Below are 18,639 nucleotides of genomic sequence, written 5' to 3' on the forward strand. Positions count from 1 at the left end.
GACGCGGCGTCGGCGGCGATCTGCGCACTACGCACGGAGGCCCGGCAACGGGTCGGTCATCCACGGCTCGGAGTACCGCGAGGCGAGCCGGCGCCGGCACGGTCAGGCGGAGCAGGTCTCCCGCAGCGTCTTCCGGCACAGCGCGTCCGCCCTGCGCGTGGTCTGCGGGAGGCGGTACTCGGGCGTCAGGGCGAGGGTGTGGGCGCAGGCGTTCGCCAGGGTCACGCGGTGGCCCGCGGAGACGAAGACCGGCTTGACCCCGTCGCGGGTGCGAAGGGCGCGGCCGACCTCCTCGGTGCCGGCGAGCAGCGCGGAGGTGCTGCCGCGGGGGGCGCCGGGGTCGTCGTAGGTGAAGACGAAGGGGTTCTTGGCCACGCCGATCGTGGGCAGGCCGGTCAGGACACCGAGGTGGCTGGCGAGGCCGAAGCGGCGGGGATGGGCGAGGCCGTAGCCGTCGCAGACGACCAGGCCGGGCGGGCACGGCAGGGCGTCGAGCGCGGCGAGCACCGTGGGGATCTCGCGGAAGGCGAGCAGTCCCGGCACGTACGGGAAGGAGACGCGCCCCACCGCCGTGGCCTCGGCGACGACGTCGAGACTCCCGGCGTCCAGGACGACCGCGGCCGCCACGACGACATCCCGCCCGTCGTCGTAGGCGACGTCGACCCCGGTCACCCGGCCCGTTGCGGGCGGCGGTCCGGCTTCGTCCAGGATGACGCGTGCGCGAAGTTCGTCCTGGACGGCGCGGGCCTCTTCCTCGGTGGCGGGCCAGTCCTCGGGGATGGGTACGGTCGTCATGGTGCGCTCGAGCCTACGGGCCGCGCGAAGGCCGGCAGGACCGGGGCGTCCTGCCGGCCTCGAGAGGCATGGGCCTCACTTGCCCAGGGCGCGCTGCAACTGGCTCTTGTTCATGCTGGAACGGCCCTCGACACCGCGGCGCTTGGCCTCCTGGTACAGCTGGTCGTACGTGGGCCCCTGGGAGCCCTGCCCCGACCGCTGACCGCCGCGCCTGCCGGACGACATGTCCTTGGTGGACGTGCGGCTGGCCGTCTTCGACTCGCCGGAGCGGGCGCGTTCCTTGTTCACCGTCCGCGCGGCGATCTCCTTGGCGCGGCCGGTGCTTTCGCCCCGGTCCTGCGCGCTTTCCTTGATGTGCTCGTACTGGCGCTCCCGCTTGGAGCTCGAACCGCGTGGCATCACCGCTCACTTCCTTTCACGATCCGTGAACGAGTACCCACACTGCCAACGATCAGCGCAGACCGCTCCCTCAGTGCTCCAGGCGGGCAACCCGCCCCTTTCTCGCCCGCCGCCCAGCACCCGTGGTCCCGGGTGCAGTCGACGGTGTCGTAGGAGCCGGTGCCGACCGTCCGCCAGGTTCGGCCGGCGTCCGTGGTGAGGTCGGTGCCGGCGGGGCCGACGGCGAGGGCGGCGATGCGGCTGTGCGGGAGCCAGGCGACGCCGGCGGTAGGCGGGCGGGGGTGCGGCGGCCCCCGCCAGGTGCGGCCGCCGTCGGCGGTGCGTGCGGCGGCCCGCGGCGAGGGCTGGTCGGCGTGGAAGTCGCCGCGCGCCTCATGGCGGGCGAAGCCGGCCCACGGCCCGGGCGCCGTCCGGACGGCCTCGCGCCCGACCCGGGTGTCCTGCGGACGCCCCGAGTGCCCTGCGGGGCACACGGGAGAGCCACGTCACTCCAGTGCATGAACGCGGTGACAGAGGTCACTCGCATCGCGTGTGCACGGATTGGCTCATTCCGTCGTCTCTTCCAGTGCCCGGCCTCATACGCCCGGAAGTCCGTCCAGCCGTCGCAAGGGAGCAAGGCGTTGTCCATCGTCATCGAGCAGCCCGTGGAGGCCCGCCTCGTCGCCGCCGCGCCGCGTATGCCGAGCATTCCCGCGACGCTGCACTACGACCGGCGTGACCCGTTCGCCGTCCGCATGACCTTCCCCGCCCCGGCCACGCTGGAGGGCGTCGAGGTCTGCTGGGCCTTCTCCCGCGAGCTGCTCTCCGCCGGCCTGCACGGTTCCGAGGGTCACGGCGACGTGCGGGTGCGGCCGTACGGGTACGACCGCACCGTGCTGGAGTTCCACGCCCCCGAGGGCACCGCCGTGGTGCATGTCCGCTCGAGCGAGATCCGCCGGTTCCTCGAGGCCACGAGCGAGTTGGTGCCCGTCGGTCTGGAGCACCTCCAGCTGGACCTGGACCACGACCTGGCGGAGCTGATGCGGGACGCCTGCTGAGGGCTGCTCCGCCCGCTCCAACAGGGCGTTGACCTGACTCACGGCCTCCCAGGCGTCGGCCAGGACCAGCGGGGTGCCGGGGATGTGCAGGGCGCGGAAGGCCGAGGCTCGGTCGCTCCGGTTCGTCATGCGGGCCACTCAACCAGCCGCGGAAGGGCGGTGTCCGGCAGGAATCCGACATGGCCGTGGTCGGAGCGAGGCGGGTGCACGCACTGCCTCGGACAGGAATCCGAGATCAGCGTGGGTGAGAGCGCGGCAGGCGCCGCACGACGGCACCGGAGAGGAATCCGAGCCCGCCCTGGGTCAGAGCGACGCAGGTGCCCTCACGGCCTCGGACACCGCCGTGCGCACCTCGCGCACGACCCTTCTCAGTTCGAAAGCCGCCGCACCGGCCCGCTCGGTCAGCTCCTCGACGCGCTGCTCAGCGGCGGCACCGTCCTCGCCGAAGAAGCCCGCCGCGGCGGCGAGGGCGGTGACCGCGGCGTCCCGCTCGGAGATCTCGGCGACCGGCAGCGGCCCCCGCAGGACCTGCCCTGCCTCCTCCCGCAGCGCCTCCACGGCGGCGGCGCGCTCCAGTGCGTACTCCACGGACGGGAACACGCCGAGGACCCGTTTCTGCTCCGCCCGCAGGTGCCCCTCGGCCACCAGTTGTTCCCGCACGGCGTCGAGAGTCACCCGCGACCGCAGCCTCACCCACGTCCGCCAGGAGTGCGGGCACGACTCGTGGACGAGTTCCAGCAGCCCGTCGAGGACCGCGTCACCCGCGCTCGCGTCGAGGCCGGCCGGTGTGACGATGCCGTCCTCGTCGGTGAGCAGGCCGCGCTGGGCCAGCTCGACCAGGGCACCGGCCCGCACCAGGTCGGGCAGGCGGGCGGTGCCGCCGACGGGCGGCCGCGCCGCGTCCCAGGCCAGCAGGCAGAGCCGGGCCGGCAGCGAGAGCGGGCCGTTGGGCACAGGGCCTCCTCAGGGAGGGAAGGTCGGGGGATAATTCGTTGACAGGCTCCGCACCCTCTCGTACGGTGCACAGCGGTCCTGTTGCCGTCGATTGGAGAAGGACGTTGCTCGTCTGAGGTCCTGAGACACCGCGTCACACCCGTCAGGTGTGTGCGCTGCGTGCGACCTCGGCGTCCGAGCCGTCCTCCGGTACAGGGCCTTTCCCATGCCCGTTGGAGCCTCCTCCCTGGTCGCAGGTGTCTCGACACGCGTTTGCCCCTGACCGCTTCAAGCAACCGCGAGGCCCCATGTCTGCTTCCGTCACCGTCACGTCCCTCTCATTCACCTGGCCCGACGGCAGCCCCGTCTTCGAGAGCCTGGACGTCGCGTTCGGCCCCGGCCGGACCGGCTTGGTCGGCGTCAACGGGTCTGGGAAATCGACCCTGTTGAAGCTGATCGCCGGTGAGCTCGCACCGGCCGACGGCACCGTCCGTGTCACCGGCGAGGTCGGCTACCTCCCGCAGAACGTCACGCTCGACACCACCCTGCGTGTCGACGAGGCGCTCGGCATCGCCGCGCGGCGTGCCGCGCTGCACGCCATCGAGGCGGGCGACGTGACCGAGGCGCACTTCGAGACCGTCGGCGACGACTGGGACGTCGAGGAGCGCGCCCTCGCCACGCTCGGCGAACTCGGCCTCGGCCACGTCGAGCTGGACCGCACCATCGGCGAGGTGTCGGGCGGCGAGTCCGTCATGCTGCGCCTGGCCGCGCTGCTGCTGCGCCGCCCCGACGTGCTGCTGCTGGACGAGCCGACCAACAACCTCGACCTGTACGCCCGCAGGCGGCTGTACGCCGCCGTCCAGTCCTGGCCGGGCGTCATGGTCGTCGTCAGTCACGACCGGGAACTGCTGGACCTCGTCGACCAGATCGCAGATCTGCGCTCCGGCGAGATCACCTGGTACGGCGGCAACCACTCCGATTACGAGGAGGCCCTGGAGATCGAGCAGGAGGCGGCCGAGCGCATGATGCGCGTCGCCGAGGCCGACTTCCGCAAGCAGAAGCGCGAGCTGGCCGATGCCCAGGTCAAGCTGGCCCGCCGCAAGCGGTACGGGCAGAAGATGTGGGACCAGAAGCGCGAGCCGAAGATCGTCATGGGGGCCCGCAAGCGCGCGGCGCAGGAGTCCGCGGGCAAGCACCGGATCATGCACGAGGAGAAGCTCGCCGAGGCCAGGGAGCGGCTGGACGAGGCGGCGGAGGCCGTGCGGGACGACGACGAGATCCGCGTCGACCTGCATTACACGGCCGTACCGCCGGGACGTACGGTCCTGACCCTGCAGGATCTCGGTCTCCGGTACGGCGGCCGGGTGGCGGGCGGCCTGGACCTGCGCGGTCCCGAGCGCGTGGCGCTGATCGGACGCAACGGCGCGGGCAAGACGACGCTGCTGCGCACGATCACCGGGGAGCTCGCCCCGGAGTCGGGCGAGGTGCGGGCGCACGTCCCGCTGCGGTTCCTGCCGCAGCGGCTCGACGTCCTCGACGGGGAGCTGTCGGTCGCCGAGAACGTGGCCCGGTTCGCGCCGGGCGCCACCAACAACCGCGTCCGGGCGCGGCTGGCCCGCTTCCTGTTCCGGGGCGCCCGGGCCGACCAGAAGGCGGCGACGCTGTCCGGCGGCGAACGCTTCCGGGCCGCGCTGGCCGCGCTGATGCTGGCGGAACCGGCACCGCAGCTGCTCATGCTGGACGAACCGACCAACAACCTCGACATGGCGAGCGTGCGCCAGCTGACCACGGCCCTGGAGTCGTACGAGGGGGCGCTGATCGTGGCCAGCCACGACCTGCCGTTCCTGGAGTCGATCGGCATCACGCGCTGGCTGCTGCTGGAGGAGGGAGAACTTAAGGAAATCACGCCAGAGGATGTCGGGTTTCCCGCCTAGCGTCGGGTGCGTGCCCGAATTCATCACCCTGACCGGAGCTCGTGAGAACAACCTCAAGGACGTCACCCTCCGCATCCCGAAGGGCCGGCTGACCGTGTTCACCGGCGTTTCGGGGTCGGGGAAGTCGTCGGTCGTCTTCGACACGATCGCGGTGGAGTCGCAGCGCCAGCTGAACGAGACGTATCCGTGGTTCGTCCGCAACCGTCTGCCCAAGTTCGAGCGGCCGCACGCGGACGGCCTGGAGGATCTCACCCCCGTAATCGTGGTCGACCAGCGGCCGGTCGGCGGCCACTCCCGGTCGACCGTCGGCACCATGACGGACGTCTACTCGGTGATCCGCGTCCTGTTCTCCCGGCACGGCGCCCCGAGCGCCGGACCGGCGACGGCGTACTCGTTCAACGACCCGTCGGGCATGTGCCCCGAGTGCGACGGCCTCGGCCGTACGGTACGGCCCGACTGGGACCGCATCCTGGACCCCGACCGCTCCCTCGCCGAAGGGGCCGTCCGCTTCCCGCCGTTCGCGGCGGGGACCTGGCAGGGCCAGGCGTACACCAACAGCGCCGACCTCGCCCCGGACAAGCCGGTGGGGCGGTTCACGGCCGCCGAACGGGAGTTCCTGATGCGCGGACGGCCCGGCAGCAAGGTCACCGTCAACGGCAGCGGCGGCACCTGGACCACCGAGTACGAGGGTCTCGCCGACCGTTTCGAACGGCTGTACCTGAAGCGGGACCTGTCGGCGATGAGCCAGAAGACCCGCGATCTGGTCCGGGAGTTCCTGCTGGAGGGCACCTGCCCGCTCTGCCGGGGCGCACGGCTCAACGCGGCGGCGCTCGCGACCCGGATCGACGGCCGGTCTATCGCCGACTGCACCCGTATGCAGGTCACGGATCTGATCACGGTACTGAAGGAGATCGACGACCCGGTGGCGAGTCCGATCGCCTCGGCCGCCGTGGCCGCGCTGGAGCGGATCGAGGCGATCGGGCTCGGCTACCTCAGCCTCGACCGGGAGACGGCCACGCTCAGCGGCGGGGAGGGGCAGCGGCTGAAGACGGTGCGCCACCTCGGCTCCAGCCTGACGGGGATGACGTACATCTTCGACGAGCCCAGCGTCGGTCTGCACCCGCGCGACGTGGGCCGCCTCGGCGGTCTGCTGCTGCGGCTGCGCGACAAGGGCAACACCGTGCTGGTCGTCGAGCACGACCCGGACGTCATCGCGCTCGCCGACCACGTCGTCGACATGGGCCCCGGGGCCGGCGCGGGAGGCGGCACGGTCGTGTTCGAGGGAACGCCGGTCGAGCTGGCCGCGTCCGGCACGCTCACCGGACGCTGCCTGCGCGCCCGTCCGGCGGTCAAGGACGAGGTACGGCGGCCCGAAGGCGAGCTGTGGGTGAAGGGCGCCGGCCGGTACAACCTGCGGGACGTGACCGTGCGGTTCCCGACCGGTGTGCTCACCGCCGTGACCGGAGTCGCAGGTTCCGGAAAGAGCACCCTGGCCGGGGAGTTCACCGCCGTGCACGACGAGGCCGTGGTCGTCGACCAGTCCTCCATCGGGATCTCGGGCCGGTCCACGCCGGCGACCTACCTGGGGATCATGGACACGGTCCGGAAGCTCTTCGCCCGCGAGACGGGAGCCGAGGCGGGCCTGTTCAGCTTCAACTCGAACGGTGCCTGCGGCACCTGCGAGGGCCGGGGCATCATCTACACCGACCTCGCCTTCATGGACCCGGTGACCACGACCTGCCAGGACTGCGAGGGGCGGCGCTTCAAGGAGGAGGTGCTGCGGCTGACCGTGCGGGGCAGGTCCGTCGCCGACGTCCTGGAGATGACCGCCGAGCAGGCCCTCGACTTCTTCGACGACACGGGCGTACGGCGCCGCCTGCGCGCCCTGCAGGACGTCGGGCTGACGTATCTGACGCTCGGCCAGCCCCTGTCCACACTCTCCGGCGGCGAGCGGCAGCGCATCAAACTGGCCACGCGGCTGCACCGGACGGGCGCGGTCTACGTCCTGGACGAGCCGACGACCGGCCTGCACATGGCGGACGTGGAGGGCCTGGTCGCCCTGCTGGAGCGGCTCGTCGACGCCGGCAACACGGTGATCGTCGTCGAACACAACCTGGACGTGATCGCCCGGGCCGACTGGGTGATCGACCTCGGCCCGGACGGCGGTCGGGACGGCGGCGAAGTCGTCTTCGAGGGGACGCCGCAACAGCTCCTCGAGGCGGAGGGGTCGTTCACCGGCGAGCATCTGCGGCGGGCCGTTCGGGCGGACGTCACCGTGCCGGCACGAGTTCCCCGGTGAGCCGTACGCCCGGGTGAGCGCTGTTGCTGACGACGGCGAGGCGGGGGCCCCGCGGGCCGGGGTGCCACTGCCCGCCCACCAGGGGCAGGAGAGCGATGTTGGGTGTCGGCCCCCGGCTCCAGTCGAGGCGGCCGGCGATGGTGTCGAGGCCGGTGCCGGCGAGGGCCGTCGCGACGGACGCCCGGTCGGTGGGGTCGTCCGCGACGCCGAGGACGTGGTGGGCGGTCTCGAGGAGGGCGTGGGCCAGGCCGAGGGGCTGGAGCCAGGGGGCGCCGGTGTCCTGCTCGTAGGCGTCGGCGAGCTCGGCGCACGTGGTGCCGTCGAGGCTGGAGCGGTAGGGGTGGCCGGGGCTCCAGTAGACCAGGGTGGCCACGCGTGCGTGGGCGAGTTCGCCGAGCACGTCGGGGGCCGGCGTGGTGTGGCTGTGCGGGTAGGTCAGCCAGCGCGAGCAGGTGATCAGCCGCGGAAGCGGCCCGGCCTCCCGGACCAGGCGGTGGAAGAGGGCGAGGTCGGTGGCCGTGGCCGCACTGGTGACCACGTCCACGCCGTGCTCCCGCATCCGGCCGACCTGCGCCCGGAAGCCGTCGGCCGGCTCGCGGTAGGCGCCGAGGTCGACCAGTGTGTACCCGCGCGGGGCCGTCACCGGGACGAAGCCGTACCGCTCGTGCCGCAGCAGTCCGCCCTGCAGGTCGTCGTTCCACAGGCATCCGACGGCGCCCCGGCCCTCGACGCGCTCCCACAGATCGGCGAAGACGGCGGCGATGTCGTCCAGCCCCCAGGCGAAGTGGTACGTCCACCGGAAGCCGTGCCCTGGCCCGGCACCGCGCGCGTGGACGTACGCCTGCCAGGGGAACGTGGTCGACACACACGGCACCCGGGCCTCTTCGCAGGCATCGGTCACGGCGGGCAGGACCCGGGTCCCGGCCATCGTGAGCACCAGCTGCGCTCCGTCGGCATCGGCCAGGTCCCGCACGGCCTGCCGGGCCGCGTCCGGATCCGAGCGGCTGTCGCGCACCGCGACCCTCACGTCGTAGCGGCGGCCGCCGTTGCGGATTTGCACGAGCCTGGGTGCGAGCCGACGCAGGACGTAGGACAGCGGTGACCCGAGAGGGGCCAGTCGGCCGGTGAGAGGCGCTACCACGCCCACGCACAAGGAAGTCGACGACATCGTGGCCCCTCTCTGCGGTCTCTTGTCCGCTCAGCGGCCGGAACGGTCCACGGTGACGCAGGTCGTCTTGCTGAACACCGCTACCGTCTCGTTTCCGCAGTTGTTGCTGTGGCCCGAGGCGTTGCGGGAGAAGAGCACGTTGGACAGGACACCGCCGCTCGGGCCCGCCTGGTCCCCGCCGCCCGTGCCGTCGTCCTCGGTCACACAGGTGCGCTCCTTGAACAGCGCCACCTTGCCCGCGCCGCAGAGGTTGGCATGGCCGGAGGAGTTCCTGCCGGAGAGGTTGGACAGCACACCGCCCGCCCCCGCGTCGCCGTCACCGGCATGGGCCGTGGCCATGCCGACGGGAACAGCCATGAGCATCCCCACGATCGAGGCCACTACCGCCATGCGCCGCGTGCAGTACATCTGTGTCGGTTTCCTTCCGCTGGATCGGTTGCCGCCCGTCGCGGCCGGGTTCACCGCGTCTAACGACGCCCTGGAAGATCGACACGGCCTCGGCAAGGTGAATGATCCGCAAGACGGTTGATCAGCTACTCCGATGGGATGCCGGGCGCCCGGCCGTTGACACGTCAAGGTACGGGCCGCACTGTCCACCCGATGGGGTGGTTTGAGCTCCTGCCGGCCGATCATGCGTGCGGGGGTACGCGAACACTGGACGGGGGTGGCGCGGGCCATCGGGGAGGGGAACGGCATGACCGAGGGCACGGTTCTGGTCGCGGTGGCGGAGCATCCGGAGGGCGGCGGCGCCGCCGCCGGGCAACTGGCGCGCCTCGCCGAGGCGATCCGGGGGCGCGGCTTACAGGTGCGGTGGGTGGTGAGCGTCGCCGACGCCGAGGCGGTACTCAGGACGGAGGCCGGACTGGCCGCCGCCGTGGTCGCCTGGGATCTCCCGCCCGGAGCCGAGGGCGAACCGGGCGGTGCGACGGTGCTGCGCCGGATCGGGCGCCGCTTCCAGAACCTGCCGGTGTTCCTGGTCATGGCGGACGAGGGACTGCGTGAACTGCCGCTGTGGGTGTCGCAGTCGGTCGTGGGCTATGTGTGGCCGTTGGAGGACACACCGGCGTTCATCGCGGGCCGGATCACCACCGCCGGGCGCGCCTACCAGGACGCCCTGCTCCCGCCGTTCTTCAAGGCGCTGCGCCGGTTCGACGACGCGCACGAGTACTCCTGGCACACCCCCGCGCACTCCGGCGGTGTCGCCTTCCTCAAGTCGCCCGTGGGCCGGGCGTTCCACGACTACTTCGGAGAACGGCTGCTGCGCAGCGACCTGTCCATCTCCGTGGAGGAACTCGGCTCGCTCTTCGAGCACACCGGGCCGATCGGCGAGGCGGAGCGCAACGCCGCCCGGGTCTTCGGCTCCGAGCACACGTACTTCGTGCTGCACGGCGACTCCACCTGCAACCGGCTGGTCGGGCACTTCAGCGTCACCCGGGACGAGATCGCCCTGGTGGACCGCAACTGCCACAAGTCGGTCCTGCACGGCCTGGTCGTCTCCGGTGCCCGGCCGGTGTACCTCGTCCCCACCCGCAACGGCTACGGCCTCGCGGGGCCGCTGCCGCCGGCCGAGATCGCCGCGGAGTCGGTGGCGGCGCGAATCGCCGCGAGCCCGTTGACGACGGACGCGGTGTCCTCGCGCGCCCAGTACGCGGTGTTCACCAACTCCACGTACGACGGCCTGTGTTATGACGCGGTGGCAGCGGCCCGGGCCTTCTCGGCCGGCACGCCGCGGCTGCACTTCGACGAGGCGTGGTTCGCGTACGCCCGGTTCCACCCGCTCTACGCGGGGCGCTACGGCATGTCGGTCGACGCACAGACCTTCCCCGGCCCCGACCGCCCGACGGTCTTCGCGACGCAGTCCACGCACAAGCTGCTGGCGGCGTTGTCGCAGGGCGCGATGGTGCATGTCAGGCCGGGGCCGCGGGCACCGGTGGAGCACGACCGGTTCAACGAGGCGCTGATGATGCACGGCACGACGTCGCCGCTGTATCCGATGATCGCCTCGCTGGACGTCGCCACGGCGATGATGGACGGGCCGCAGGGGCAGTGGCTGGTCGACGAGGCGGTGACGGAGGCGGTCCGGTTCCGCCAGGAGATGGTGCGGATCGGGCGGCGGATCGAGGCGGCGGGCGACCGGCCGCCGTGGTTCTTCGGGGTGTGGCAGCCGGACGAGGTGACCGACCCGGCGACCGGGGCGCGGCTGCCCTTCGACGAGGCCCCGGCGGACCTATTGCGGACCGAACCGTCCTGCTGGCACCTCGCACCCGGAGCGGACTGGCACGGCTTCCCGGGGCTGACCGACGGCTACTGCATGCTCGACCCGATCAAGGTCACCCTGACCTGCCCGGGGATCAGCGCGACCGGCGACCTGTCCGACCAGGGCATCCCGGCCCGGGTGCTCACCGCGTACCTGACCACGCGCGGCATCGTCGTGGAGAAGACCGACAGCTACACCACGCTGGTGCTGTTCTCCATGGGCATCACCAAGGGCAAGTGGGGCACGCTGCTGGACGCCCTGATGGACTTCAAGGACCTCTACGACGGTGACGCCCCGCTCGACCGTGTGCTGCCCGCGCTGGTCGCCGAGCACCCGCGGCGCTACGCCGGGCGGACCCTGCGGGACCTGTGCCAGGAGATGCACGACCATCTGCGCGAGGCTCGCCTGGTCGAGCTGCTCGACACGGCCTTCCATCAACTCCCGGAGCCGGTGTCCCCACCCCAGCAGTGCTACCAGCGCCTGATCCGCGGCGGCACGGAACGGCTCCGCCTGACGGACGCGCCGGGCCGGGTCGCCGCGGCGATGGTGACCGTCACCCCGCCCGGCATCCCGGTCCTCATGCCGGGCGAGAGCATCGGAGAGGCGGACGGCCCGCTCCTGCGGTACCTGAGCGCCCTGGAGTCCTTCGACCGCCGTTTCCCGGGGTTCGGCAGCGAGACCCACGGTGTGACGCGTGACGCCGACAGCGGGGACTACCTCATCGAGTGCCTGCGCCCGGACGCACCGGCACAGACCAGCGGCGCGGCGACCCCGACCCAACGACGCGACTCGGAGAAGAACGAACCGGTGGGCTGAGCCCCGGGTCCGCCGGGCCCGAGGCGACTGGCCGCCCGGGACGGGCGGCCGGTCGGGTCCGGCCGTGGGCGGTGCGTCCGCCGGGCCCCGGGGTGGGGGCGGCCGGTGAGTTGGGCTGTCGGCGGTGCGTCCGCCGGGCACCGCGCCGCCGAGCGGAATGCCCGCCGCGAGCGTGGCGGAGGTCGGGGAGCCGCCGCGTAGCAGGCCGCCGGGACCGGGCCGAGGGGTGAACGATGGGCCGGGTCCCGGAGAACGGCCGGGGGTGCGCGGTGAGCGGCGCGTGCGGGGTGATCGGCCTGGGCGTGGCTCCCGGGCCGTAACCCACCGGGGGGGCGGACCGAGTCCGCAACCCCGCTCCCCCGGCCCGTCCCCTCCCCCAGTGCTGTCCTCTCCCTTCTTCGCCCTGCATGATGGTCGGCTGGCGCCCGCTGAGTTCCGGTCGATCCCGGGAACTTGGTCGGTGCGGTCCAGACACGTCCCATCCGATACGGAGTCATGCTCGTGCCCAGCAAGAAGGCCCTCGTCCGCCGCCCCAGCCCGCGTCTTGCCGAAGGGCTGGTGACGCACATCGAACGGGAGCGGGTCGACGCCGATCTCGCGGTCGAGCAGTGGGAGGCGTACGTGGACGCCCTGCGCACGCACGGCTGGGAGACCATCGAGGTGGAGCCGGCCGACGACTGCCCGGACTCGGTGTTCGTCGAGGACACGGTCGTGATGTACCGGAACGTGGCGCTGATCACCCGGCCGGGCGCCGCGTCCCGGCGTGCGGAGACCGCCGGGGTCGAGGAGGCCGTGGCCGGTCTGGGCTGCTCGGTGAACTGGATATGGGACCCTGGCACCCTGGAGGGCGGTGACGTACTGAAGATCGGGGACACCGTCTACGTGGGCCGGGGCGGGCGCACCAACGCCGCCGGCGTCCAGCAGCTGCGCGCCGCGTTCGCACCGCTGGGCGCGCGGGTCGTCTCCGTCCCGGTGAGCAAGGTGCTGCACCTGAAGTCCGCGGTCACGGCGCTGCCCGACGGCACGGTCATCGGGCACATCCCGCAGATGGACGCCCCGTCCCTGTTCGCGCGCTTCCTGCCGGTGCCGGAGGAAGCCGGCGCCCACGTCGTCCTGCTCGGCGGCGCCAAACTGCTGATGGCGGCGAGCGCGCCGAAGACCGCGGAGCTGTTCGCGGACCTCGGGTACGAACCGGTCGTCGTGGACATCAGCGAGTTCGAGAAGCTCGAGGGATGTGTGACATGCCTCTCGGTGCGGCTGCGGGAGCTGTACGTCTGACCGTCTGAGCGGGCGGCCCGCCCACCTGCGGGTCGGGAGTGCCTGGCGTGCGGGTGAACGACCCCGCTGATCAGGGTCCTTTACAGCACCCTTAACCTACGGCATCGTAACCTACGGATACGTAGCCTACGATGCCGTAGGTTACCGCTCACTGCTCGTACGTATGTCCCCCTGGAGAGTCCATGACGATCACCACTCCCCACCTCGGCAGCCCCGCCGGCGCCTGGACCGACGCTCAGCTGCTGTACGCACTGGAGGAAGTGGTCGAGAAGGAACTCAACCGGCATCTGCAGGTCGCCAAGGACTGGATGCCGCACGAGTACGTCCCGTGGAGCGACGGGCGCAACTTCCCCGGCCTCTTCGAGGACGGCGAAGCCTGGGAGAAGGAGCAGTCCAAGGTCACCGAGATCGGCCGCATCGCGCTCGTGGTCAACCTCCTGACCGAGGACAACCTGCCCAGCTACCACCACGAGATCGCCTCGCTCTTCGGCCGTGACGGCGCCTGGGGCACCTGGGTGCACCGCTGGACGGCCGAGGAGGGCCGGCACGGCATCGTGATGCGGGACTACCTGCTCACCTCGCGTGCCGTGGACCCGGACAAGCTGGAGCAGTTCCGCATGTCCCACATGAGCGAGGGCTTCGAGTCGGACAACCGCCACTCGATGCTGCACTCGGTCGCCTATGTCGCCTTCCAGGAGCTCGCCACCCGCATCTCGCACCGCAACACCGGCCACCAGTCCGGCGATCCGGTCTGCGACCGCATGCTGTCCCGCATCGCGACCGACGAGAACCTGCACATGGTCTTCTACCGGAACCTGCTCAAGGCGGCCTTCGAGCTCGCCCCCGACCTGACCATGCAGGCCGTGCGGGACGTGGTCGTCAACTTCCGGATGCCCGGCCACGGCATCCCCGGCTTCGAGCGGGCCGCCGCGCAGATGGCGATCGGCGAGGTCTACAACCTGCGCATCCACCACGACGACGTGCTCCAGCCGGTGCTGCGTTTCCTGAGGATCATGGAGATCGACGGTCTGGGCCCCGAAGGCCGCAAGGCACAGGAGGAGCTGGGCCTGTACATGGGCGGCCTCGACTCCGAGGCCACGAAGTTCGACGAGAAGCTGGCCGCCCGCAAGGCACGCATGGCGGCCCGGGCCGGCGCCTGACGGCTGACCCGGCATTACACCCCTGCGGCCCCGATCGCCACGAGCGACCGGGGCCGCCCGCATGAACGACCGGCAACCGAGCGACCGGCAGCGCCGAAGATGCGGATCATGACGCCCGAGACGACGAATGGCCCAGCTACGTGTCCGTCTCGGCCCACGGCGACCACACCACCAAGAAGTTCAACGACGTGGAGCGGGTGGGCAAGCACTTCAAGGTCGTCTACCACAAGGACGGGACACCCCCGGCCGGCGCGTTCGGCACGCACTCGTTCCGCTTCGCGAAGGTGGGCGAGCAGGCCGAAGCCTGGAGCGACGGCGGCTGGGACCGCCCGGCCCTGGTTCCCTACGACACCCTGTGGAGCCGGAACCGCACGGCCTGGAGCGCGCTGGAGGACTCCAGTTGGGGTAGGGCCAACTTCCCGCTCCAGGACAGGAACGACCATTTCCGCGGCACGCTGAACGAGGCCAAGCCGGCCGGCGCCAGCTTCAACGCCTGGAGCTGACGCCCGCAGCCCACGCAGACGCCTCCCGGCGGGAGACCCTCCCCGTTCCTGCCGGGAGGCGCACCGCCCGGGAGGCCGCCCCCGCTCCCCCCGGGAGGCGCGCGGCGTGCGGCTACCGCGACGCCTACCGCGACACACGCCGCAGCGCCAGCCGCTCCTTCTCCGACAGGCCGCCCCAGACGCCGAAGCGCTCATCGTTGCCGATCGCGTACTCGAGGCAATCCGCGCGGATCGGGCACATACCGCAGATCCGCTTCGCCTCCCGCACCGAGCTGCCCGGCTCGGGAAAGAAGAAGTCCGACCCGGTCTGGGCGCACAGCGCCTCCTGCTGCCAGGCGAGTTCGGGCGAGAGCATCGTGTCGATGTGCATGGCCGGAAGCCTCGCGGTGGGCGGAAAACGTTCGCTCAACGCGGGATCAACACCCCGATCACGGGGCTCCGGCCGCCTCGACGGGTCGCCCGCCGGACGAGCCTACGCACGGCGGCGCGCGGAAACATCGAAGTCCTCGGACACCACCGCCCCGGCGGCGCTCCGGCGGCGGGTCCGTGGACACTGCTCGTTTCGGCAACGCGGCGAGGCGCGGTGCCAGGCCGCGCGATCCGGGCGGGCATAGCGCAATCCGGACGACAGGCTAGGCGGACCCGCGCCGCACCAGCGTCGTCGGCAGCACCATGCTCGAGGGCGTACCAGTGACGCCCCCTCGGGGGGCGTCACGGTCGAGGCCGCGCAGGAGCAGGCGCGTCATCAGGCGGCCCATGTCCTCGATGTCCTGGCGGACCGTGGTGAGGGGCGGGTCGGTCTGCTCCGCGATGGGCTGCATGTCGTCGAAGCCGATGACGGCCACGTCGTCGGGGACACGGCGGCCGCTTTCCCGCAGGACGCGCAGCGCGCCGGAGGCCGTGAGGTCGTTGGCGGCGAACACCGCGTCCACGTCCGGGCAGCGGTCGAGGAGTTCGCGCATGGCCCGTTCGCCACCGGCGGGGGTGAAGTCGGCCTCGACGATGAGGCGTGGGTCGCCGTCCACCATGACGTCGCGGTAGCCGTCGAGCCGGTCGACGGCGGACGTCTGGTCGAGGGCGCCGGTGATGTGCGCGATCCGGGTGCGGCCCAGGCCGGCGAGGTGGCGGACGGCGTCGCGGGCACCGCCGCGGTTGTCGCTGTCGACGTAGACCACGTCGCGCCGGTCTCCGCTCCAGCCGGGCCGGCCGCCGAAGACGGTGGGAATGCCGGCCCGCTGGATCAGCTCCGGCAGCCGGTCGTGGAGGTGCAGGGAGAAGACGAGGGCCCCGTCGACGTGTCCGCCGGCGAGGTACCGACCGACCCGGGCGTGGTCCTCGCGGCCCTCCGTGAGCAGCAGCACGAGCTGGTTGTCGTGGGCCGTGAGTTCCTTGCTGATGCCGCGCAGCTGGAGCGCGAAGAACGGGTCGGCGAACACCCGCGTCTCCGGTTCGGCGACGACGACCGCGATCGCGTCGTGCCGTCGGGTCACCAGGGAACGGGCGGCCTGGTTCGGCACGTAGCCGAGTTCGTCCACGGCCTTGCGGACCCGCTCGACGAGGATGTCCCGCACCCCGTCCCCACCGTTGACCACCCGGGACACGGTGGCCCGCGAGACACCGGCCCGGGCGGCCACGGCCTCCAGGGTGGGACGCGGCGCTGTGTCGGTCACTTCGGGGCTCCTCACCTGCGGTTGCGGATCAGGATAGCCCCGGGTGCACCGATGGGTGAGAGCGCTCTCCAGGAGGCCCGGGAAGGCGGCCCGCCTCACGCGCCCGTCACAGGCCCGGGGAGCAGCGGCCTCACACACCGTCCGTGGTCGTGTCCGCCTCCCGGCGCCTGCCCGTGCTCGTGCGGGCCGCCCCCGGGGATCGTGCCGTCCGGATCAAGGAGCGGTAGGCCCCCCGGGCGTCTTCCTGGCCCTGCTCGGCTGTACCCGTCTGGGTTCGCCCGGCATCTTCGGATACTCGGGCGGGTACGGCAGGTCTCCGAGCCCGTGGTCGTGTTCGTCGCGGCGGGCGAGGTCGAGCAGGGCCTCCAGGGAGTAGCGGTGGTCGTCCATGTCCGCGTGCACGTCGCCGAGTTCGGCGAAGCGCGCGGGCATGGTCGCCAGGTCGAAGTCCTGGGGGTGCGCGATGCCGACCTCGTCCCAGCGCAGCGGCGCGGAGACGGGGGCGTGCGGGCGTGGGCGTACGGAGTAGGCGGAGGCGATCGTGCGGTCGCGAGCCGTCTGGTTGTAGTCCAGGAAGATGCGCTCGCCCCGCTCCTCCTTCCACCACTTGATGGTGACCTGCTCCGGCATGCGGCGTTCCATCTCCCTGCCGACGGCGATGGCGGCGCGCCGGACCTGGGTGAAGGACCAGCGCGGTTCGATGGGCACGAAGACGTGCAGACCCCGGCCGCCGGACGTCTTGGGGAAACCGCGCAGGCCGCCGAACTCGTCGAGAACCGCCCGCAGTTCATGGGCGGCGCGGGCGGCGTCGTCGTAGTCGGTGCCGGGCTGGGGGTCGAGGTCGATGCGGAGCTCGTCCGGGCGGTCGACGTCGTCGCGGCGCACCGGCCAGGGGTGGAAGGTGAGCGTGCCGAACTGGGCGGCCCACACCACGGCACCCACCTCGGTGGGGCACATCTCGTCGGCGCTGCGGCCGCTGGGGAAGGTGATGTGCGCGGTCGGGATCCAGTCGGGCATGTTCTTGGGAGCCCGCTTCTGGAAGAAGTTCTCGCCGCTCACGCCCTCGGGGTAGCGCTCCAGGGTGGTGGGCCGGTCGCGCAGGGCACGCAGGATGCCGGGGCCGACGGCCATGTAGTAGCGGGCGAGGTCCAGCTTGGTGAAACCGCGCTCGGGGAAGAAGATCCTGTCCGGGCTGGACAGCCGCACGGTCCGGCCGCCGACCTCCAGTTCCACCGCGTCGCCCATGCGAGCCACGGTAGGCGTAGCCCGCATACCTCGCACATCGGGCGTCCCCCGGTACGAGAGCGCAGAATCGACCCATGGACCTGCCGGTGATGCCCCCTGTCCTGCCGATGCTCGCCAAGTCGGTGGCGGCGATCCCCGCGGGCATGCAGTACGAGGCGAAGTGGGACGGGTTCCGGGCGATCGTGTTCCGGGACGGGGACGAGGTCGAGCTCGGAAGCCGCACCGGCAAGCCTCTGACCAGGTACTTTCCCGAGCTGGTGACGGCCGTGCGGGAGCGGTTGCCCCAGCGGTGCGTGGTGGACGGGGAGATCGTGATCGCGCGGGAGGGGCACCTCGACTTCGACGCGCTGACCGAGCGGATCCACCCGGCGGACTCGCGGGTGCGGACACTGGCGGAGCGGACGCCGGCCTCGCTCGTCGCGTTCGACCTGCTGGCGCTCGGGGACGAGTCGCTGATGGACACCCCGCTGACCGAGCGGCGGGAGCTGCTGACCGGGGAGCTGTCGGGGGTGACGGCGCCGGTGCACCTGGCACCGGCGACCACCGACATCGAGGTGGCGCGGCAGTGGTTCGAGGAGTACGAGGGGGCGGGCCTGGACGGTGTCATCGCCAAGCCGCTGACCGTGCGCTACCGGCCGGACGGGCGCGCCATGTTCAAGATCAAGCACGAGCGGACGGCCGACGTCGTCGTCGCCGGGTACCGCCTGCACAAGAGCGGCCCCGTGGTGGGCTCGCTGCTGCTCGGTCTGTACGACGACGACGGCACGCTCCAGCACGTGGGCGTGTCGGCCGCCTTCACGATGAAGCGGCGCGCCGAGCTGGTGGCGGAGCTGGAGCCGCTGCGCATGGACGACGTGACGGGGCATCCGTGGGCAGCGTGGTCCGAAGAGGCGGCGCACGAGAAGGCGCGGCTGCCCGGGGCGCCGAGCCGCTGGTCGGGCCGCAAGGACCTGTCGTGGGTGCCGCTCAGGCCGGAGCGGGTGGTCGAGGTGGCGTACGACCACATGGAGAACGGGCAGCGTTTCCGGCACACCGCCCGCTTCCGCCGCTGGCGCCCGGACCGGACGCCCGACAGCTGCACATACGCGCAGCTGCAGGAGCCGGTCCGCTACGACCTCGCGGAGATCCTGGGCGCCTGAAGCACA

At 71.9% G+C, this 18,639-nt stretch carries 16 protein-coding genes and 2 pseudogenes; 9 read left to right on the forward strand and 9 right to left on the reverse strand.

The features are described 5' to 3' along the window. Positions 1-102: 102 nt before the first annotated feature. From ACWD1U_RS10350 to ACWD1U_RS10360, 3 genes and pseudogenes are all read right to left on the reverse strand, one after another. Positions 103-795: an endonuclease V gene (locus tag ACWD1U_RS10350; protein WP_451106196.1), complete on the reverse strand. Its 693-nt coding sequence runs from the start codon at positions 793-795 to the stop codon at positions 103-105. 75 nt (positions 796-870) lie between these two features. Further along, positions 871-1,194, reverse strand: a complete 324-nt coding sequence (locus tag ACWD1U_RS10355; RefSeq protein WP_451106198.1) for a plasmid stabilization protein — start codon at positions 1,192-1,194, stop codon at positions 871-873. Between the two features lie 70 nt (positions 1,195-1,264). Next, positions 1,265-1,559 (reverse strand): annotated as a pseudogene (locus ACWD1U_RS10360) (oxidoreductase); the annotation flags it as partial. A 255-nt stretch (positions 1,560-1,814) separates the two neighbouring features. On the opposite strand from ACWD1U_RS10360, the gene ACWD1U_RS10365 reads away from it, so the two are divergent. Beyond that, positions 1,815-2,231 (forward strand): SsgA family sporulation/cell division regulator, encoded by a 417-nt coding sequence (locus ACWD1U_RS10365; protein ID WP_451106200.1) that lies wholly within the window; start codon positions 1,815-1,817, stop codon positions 2,229-2,231. A gap of 303 nt (positions 2,232-2,534) precedes the next feature. Here ACWD1U_RS10365 and ACWD1U_RS10370 read toward each other — a convergent pair whose 3' ends face one another. After that, positions 2,535-3,185 carry a GOLPH3/VPS74 family protein gene (locus tag ACWD1U_RS10370; RefSeq protein WP_451106202.1) on the reverse strand — a complete coding sequence of 217 codons (651 nt, stop codon included), beginning with the start codon at positions 3,183-3,185 and terminating at the stop codon, positions 2,535-2,537. A 287-nt stretch (positions 3,186-3,472) separates the two neighbouring features. Here ACWD1U_RS10370 and ACWD1U_RS10375 point away from each other — a divergent pair, with 287 nt between their 5' ends. Together ACWD1U_RS10375 and ACWD1U_RS10380 are read left to right on the forward strand one after the other, a co-directional pair. After that, complete coding sequence (locus ACWD1U_RS10375; RefSeq protein ID WP_451106204.1) at positions 3,473-5,098, forward strand: ABC-F family ATP-binding cassette domain-containing protein; 1,626 nt, start codon at positions 3,473-3,475, stop codon at positions 5,096-5,098. Then, positions 5,079-7,397 (forward strand): ATP-binding cassette domain-containing protein, encoded by a 2,319-nt coding sequence (locus ACWD1U_RS10380; RefSeq protein WP_451106206.1) that lies wholly within the window; start codon positions 5,079-5,081, stop codon positions 7,395-7,397. Before ACWD1U_RS10375 ends, ACWD1U_RS10380 begins: the two co-directional genes overlap by 20 nt. On the opposite strand, the gene ACWD1U_RS10385 is transcribed toward ACWD1U_RS10380, so the two are convergent. Together ACWD1U_RS10385 and ACWD1U_RS10390 are read right to left on the reverse strand one after the other, a co-directional pair. Further along, positions 7,369-8,565, reverse strand: coding sequence for an ABC transporter substrate-binding protein (locus tag ACWD1U_RS10385; RefSeq protein WP_451106207.1), 1,197 nt, complete (start codon positions 8,563-8,565; stop codon positions 7,369-7,371). The genes ACWD1U_RS10380 and ACWD1U_RS10385 overlap by 29 nt on opposite strands. Before the next feature lie 30 nt (positions 8,566-8,595). Beyond that, positions 8,596-8,922 carry a hypothetical protein gene (locus ACWD1U_RS10390; RefSeq protein ID WP_451106209.1) on the reverse strand — a complete coding sequence of 109 codons (327 nt, stop codon included), beginning with the start codon at positions 8,920-8,922 and terminating at the stop codon, positions 8,596-8,598. Here ACWD1U_RS10390 and ACWD1U_RS10395 point away from each other — a divergent pair. The 5 genes and pseudogenes from ACWD1U_RS10395 to ACWD1U_RS10415 all read left to right on the forward strand — a co-directional run. Continuing rightward, entirely contained in the window at positions 8,921-9,094 is a 174-nt protein-coding gene (locus tag ACWD1U_RS10395; protein ID WP_451106211.1) for a hypothetical protein, read from the forward strand. The genes ACWD1U_RS10390 and ACWD1U_RS10395 overlap by 2 nt on opposite strands. 165 nt (positions 9,095-9,259) lie before the next feature. Next, a complete protein-coding gene (locus tag ACWD1U_RS10400) occupies positions 9,260-11,638 on the forward strand; it encodes an Orn/Lys/Arg family decarboxylase (protein WP_451106213.1) in 2,379 nt (792 codons plus the stop codon). 501 nt (positions 11,639-12,139) lie between these two features. Next, the gene (gene ddaH, locus ACWD1U_RS10405; RefSeq protein ID WP_451106215.1) at positions 12,140-12,916 is read left to right on the forward strand and encodes a dimethylargininase; all 777 of its coding nucleotides are present in this window, start codon (positions 12,140-12,142) and stop codon (positions 12,914-12,916) included. A gap of 182 nt (positions 12,917-13,098) precedes the next feature. Further along, on the forward strand, positions 13,099-14,076 hold the full coding sequence (locus ACWD1U_RS10410) for an acyl-ACP desaturase (RefSeq protein WP_451106216.1): 978 nt from the start codon (positions 13,099-13,101) through the stop codon (positions 14,074-14,076). A gap of 122 nt (positions 14,077-14,198) precedes the next feature. Further along, a pseudogene (locus tag ACWD1U_RS10415) lies at positions 14,199-14,579 on the forward strand (NPP1 family protein); the annotation flags it as partial. Between the two features lie 124 nt (positions 14,580-14,703). Here the strand turns inward: ACWD1U_RS10415 and ACWD1U_RS10420 are convergent. From ACWD1U_RS10420 to ligD, 3 genes are all read right to left on the reverse strand, one after another. Beyond that, the gene (locus tag ACWD1U_RS10420; protein WP_451106218.1) at positions 14,704-14,949 is read right to left on the reverse strand and encodes a WhiB family transcriptional regulator; all 246 of its coding nucleotides are present in this window, start codon (positions 14,947-14,949) and stop codon (positions 14,704-14,706) included. Between the two features lie 262 nt (positions 14,950-15,211). Further along, positions 15,212-16,249, reverse strand: a complete 1,038-nt coding sequence (locus ACWD1U_RS10425) for a LacI family DNA-binding transcriptional regulator (protein WP_451106220.1) — start codon at positions 16,247-16,249, stop codon at positions 15,212-15,214. 213 nt (positions 16,250-16,462) lie between these two features. After that, complete coding sequence (gene ligD, locus ACWD1U_RS10430) at positions 16,463-17,494, reverse strand: non-homologous end-joining DNA ligase (protein ID WP_451106221.1); 1,032 nt, start codon at positions 17,492-17,494, stop codon at positions 16,463-16,465. A 74-nt stretch (positions 17,495-17,568) separates the two neighbouring features. On the opposite strand from ligD, the gene ACWD1U_RS10435 reads away from it, so the two are divergent. Beyond that, complete coding sequence (locus tag ACWD1U_RS10435) at positions 17,569-18,633, forward strand: ATP-dependent DNA ligase (RefSeq protein WP_451106222.1); 1,065 nt, start codon at positions 17,569-17,571, stop codon at positions 18,631-18,633. Positions 18,634-18,639: the final 6 nt, after the last annotated feature.

It is taken from the genome of Streptomyces sp. NPDC002788, assembly GCF_053592115.1.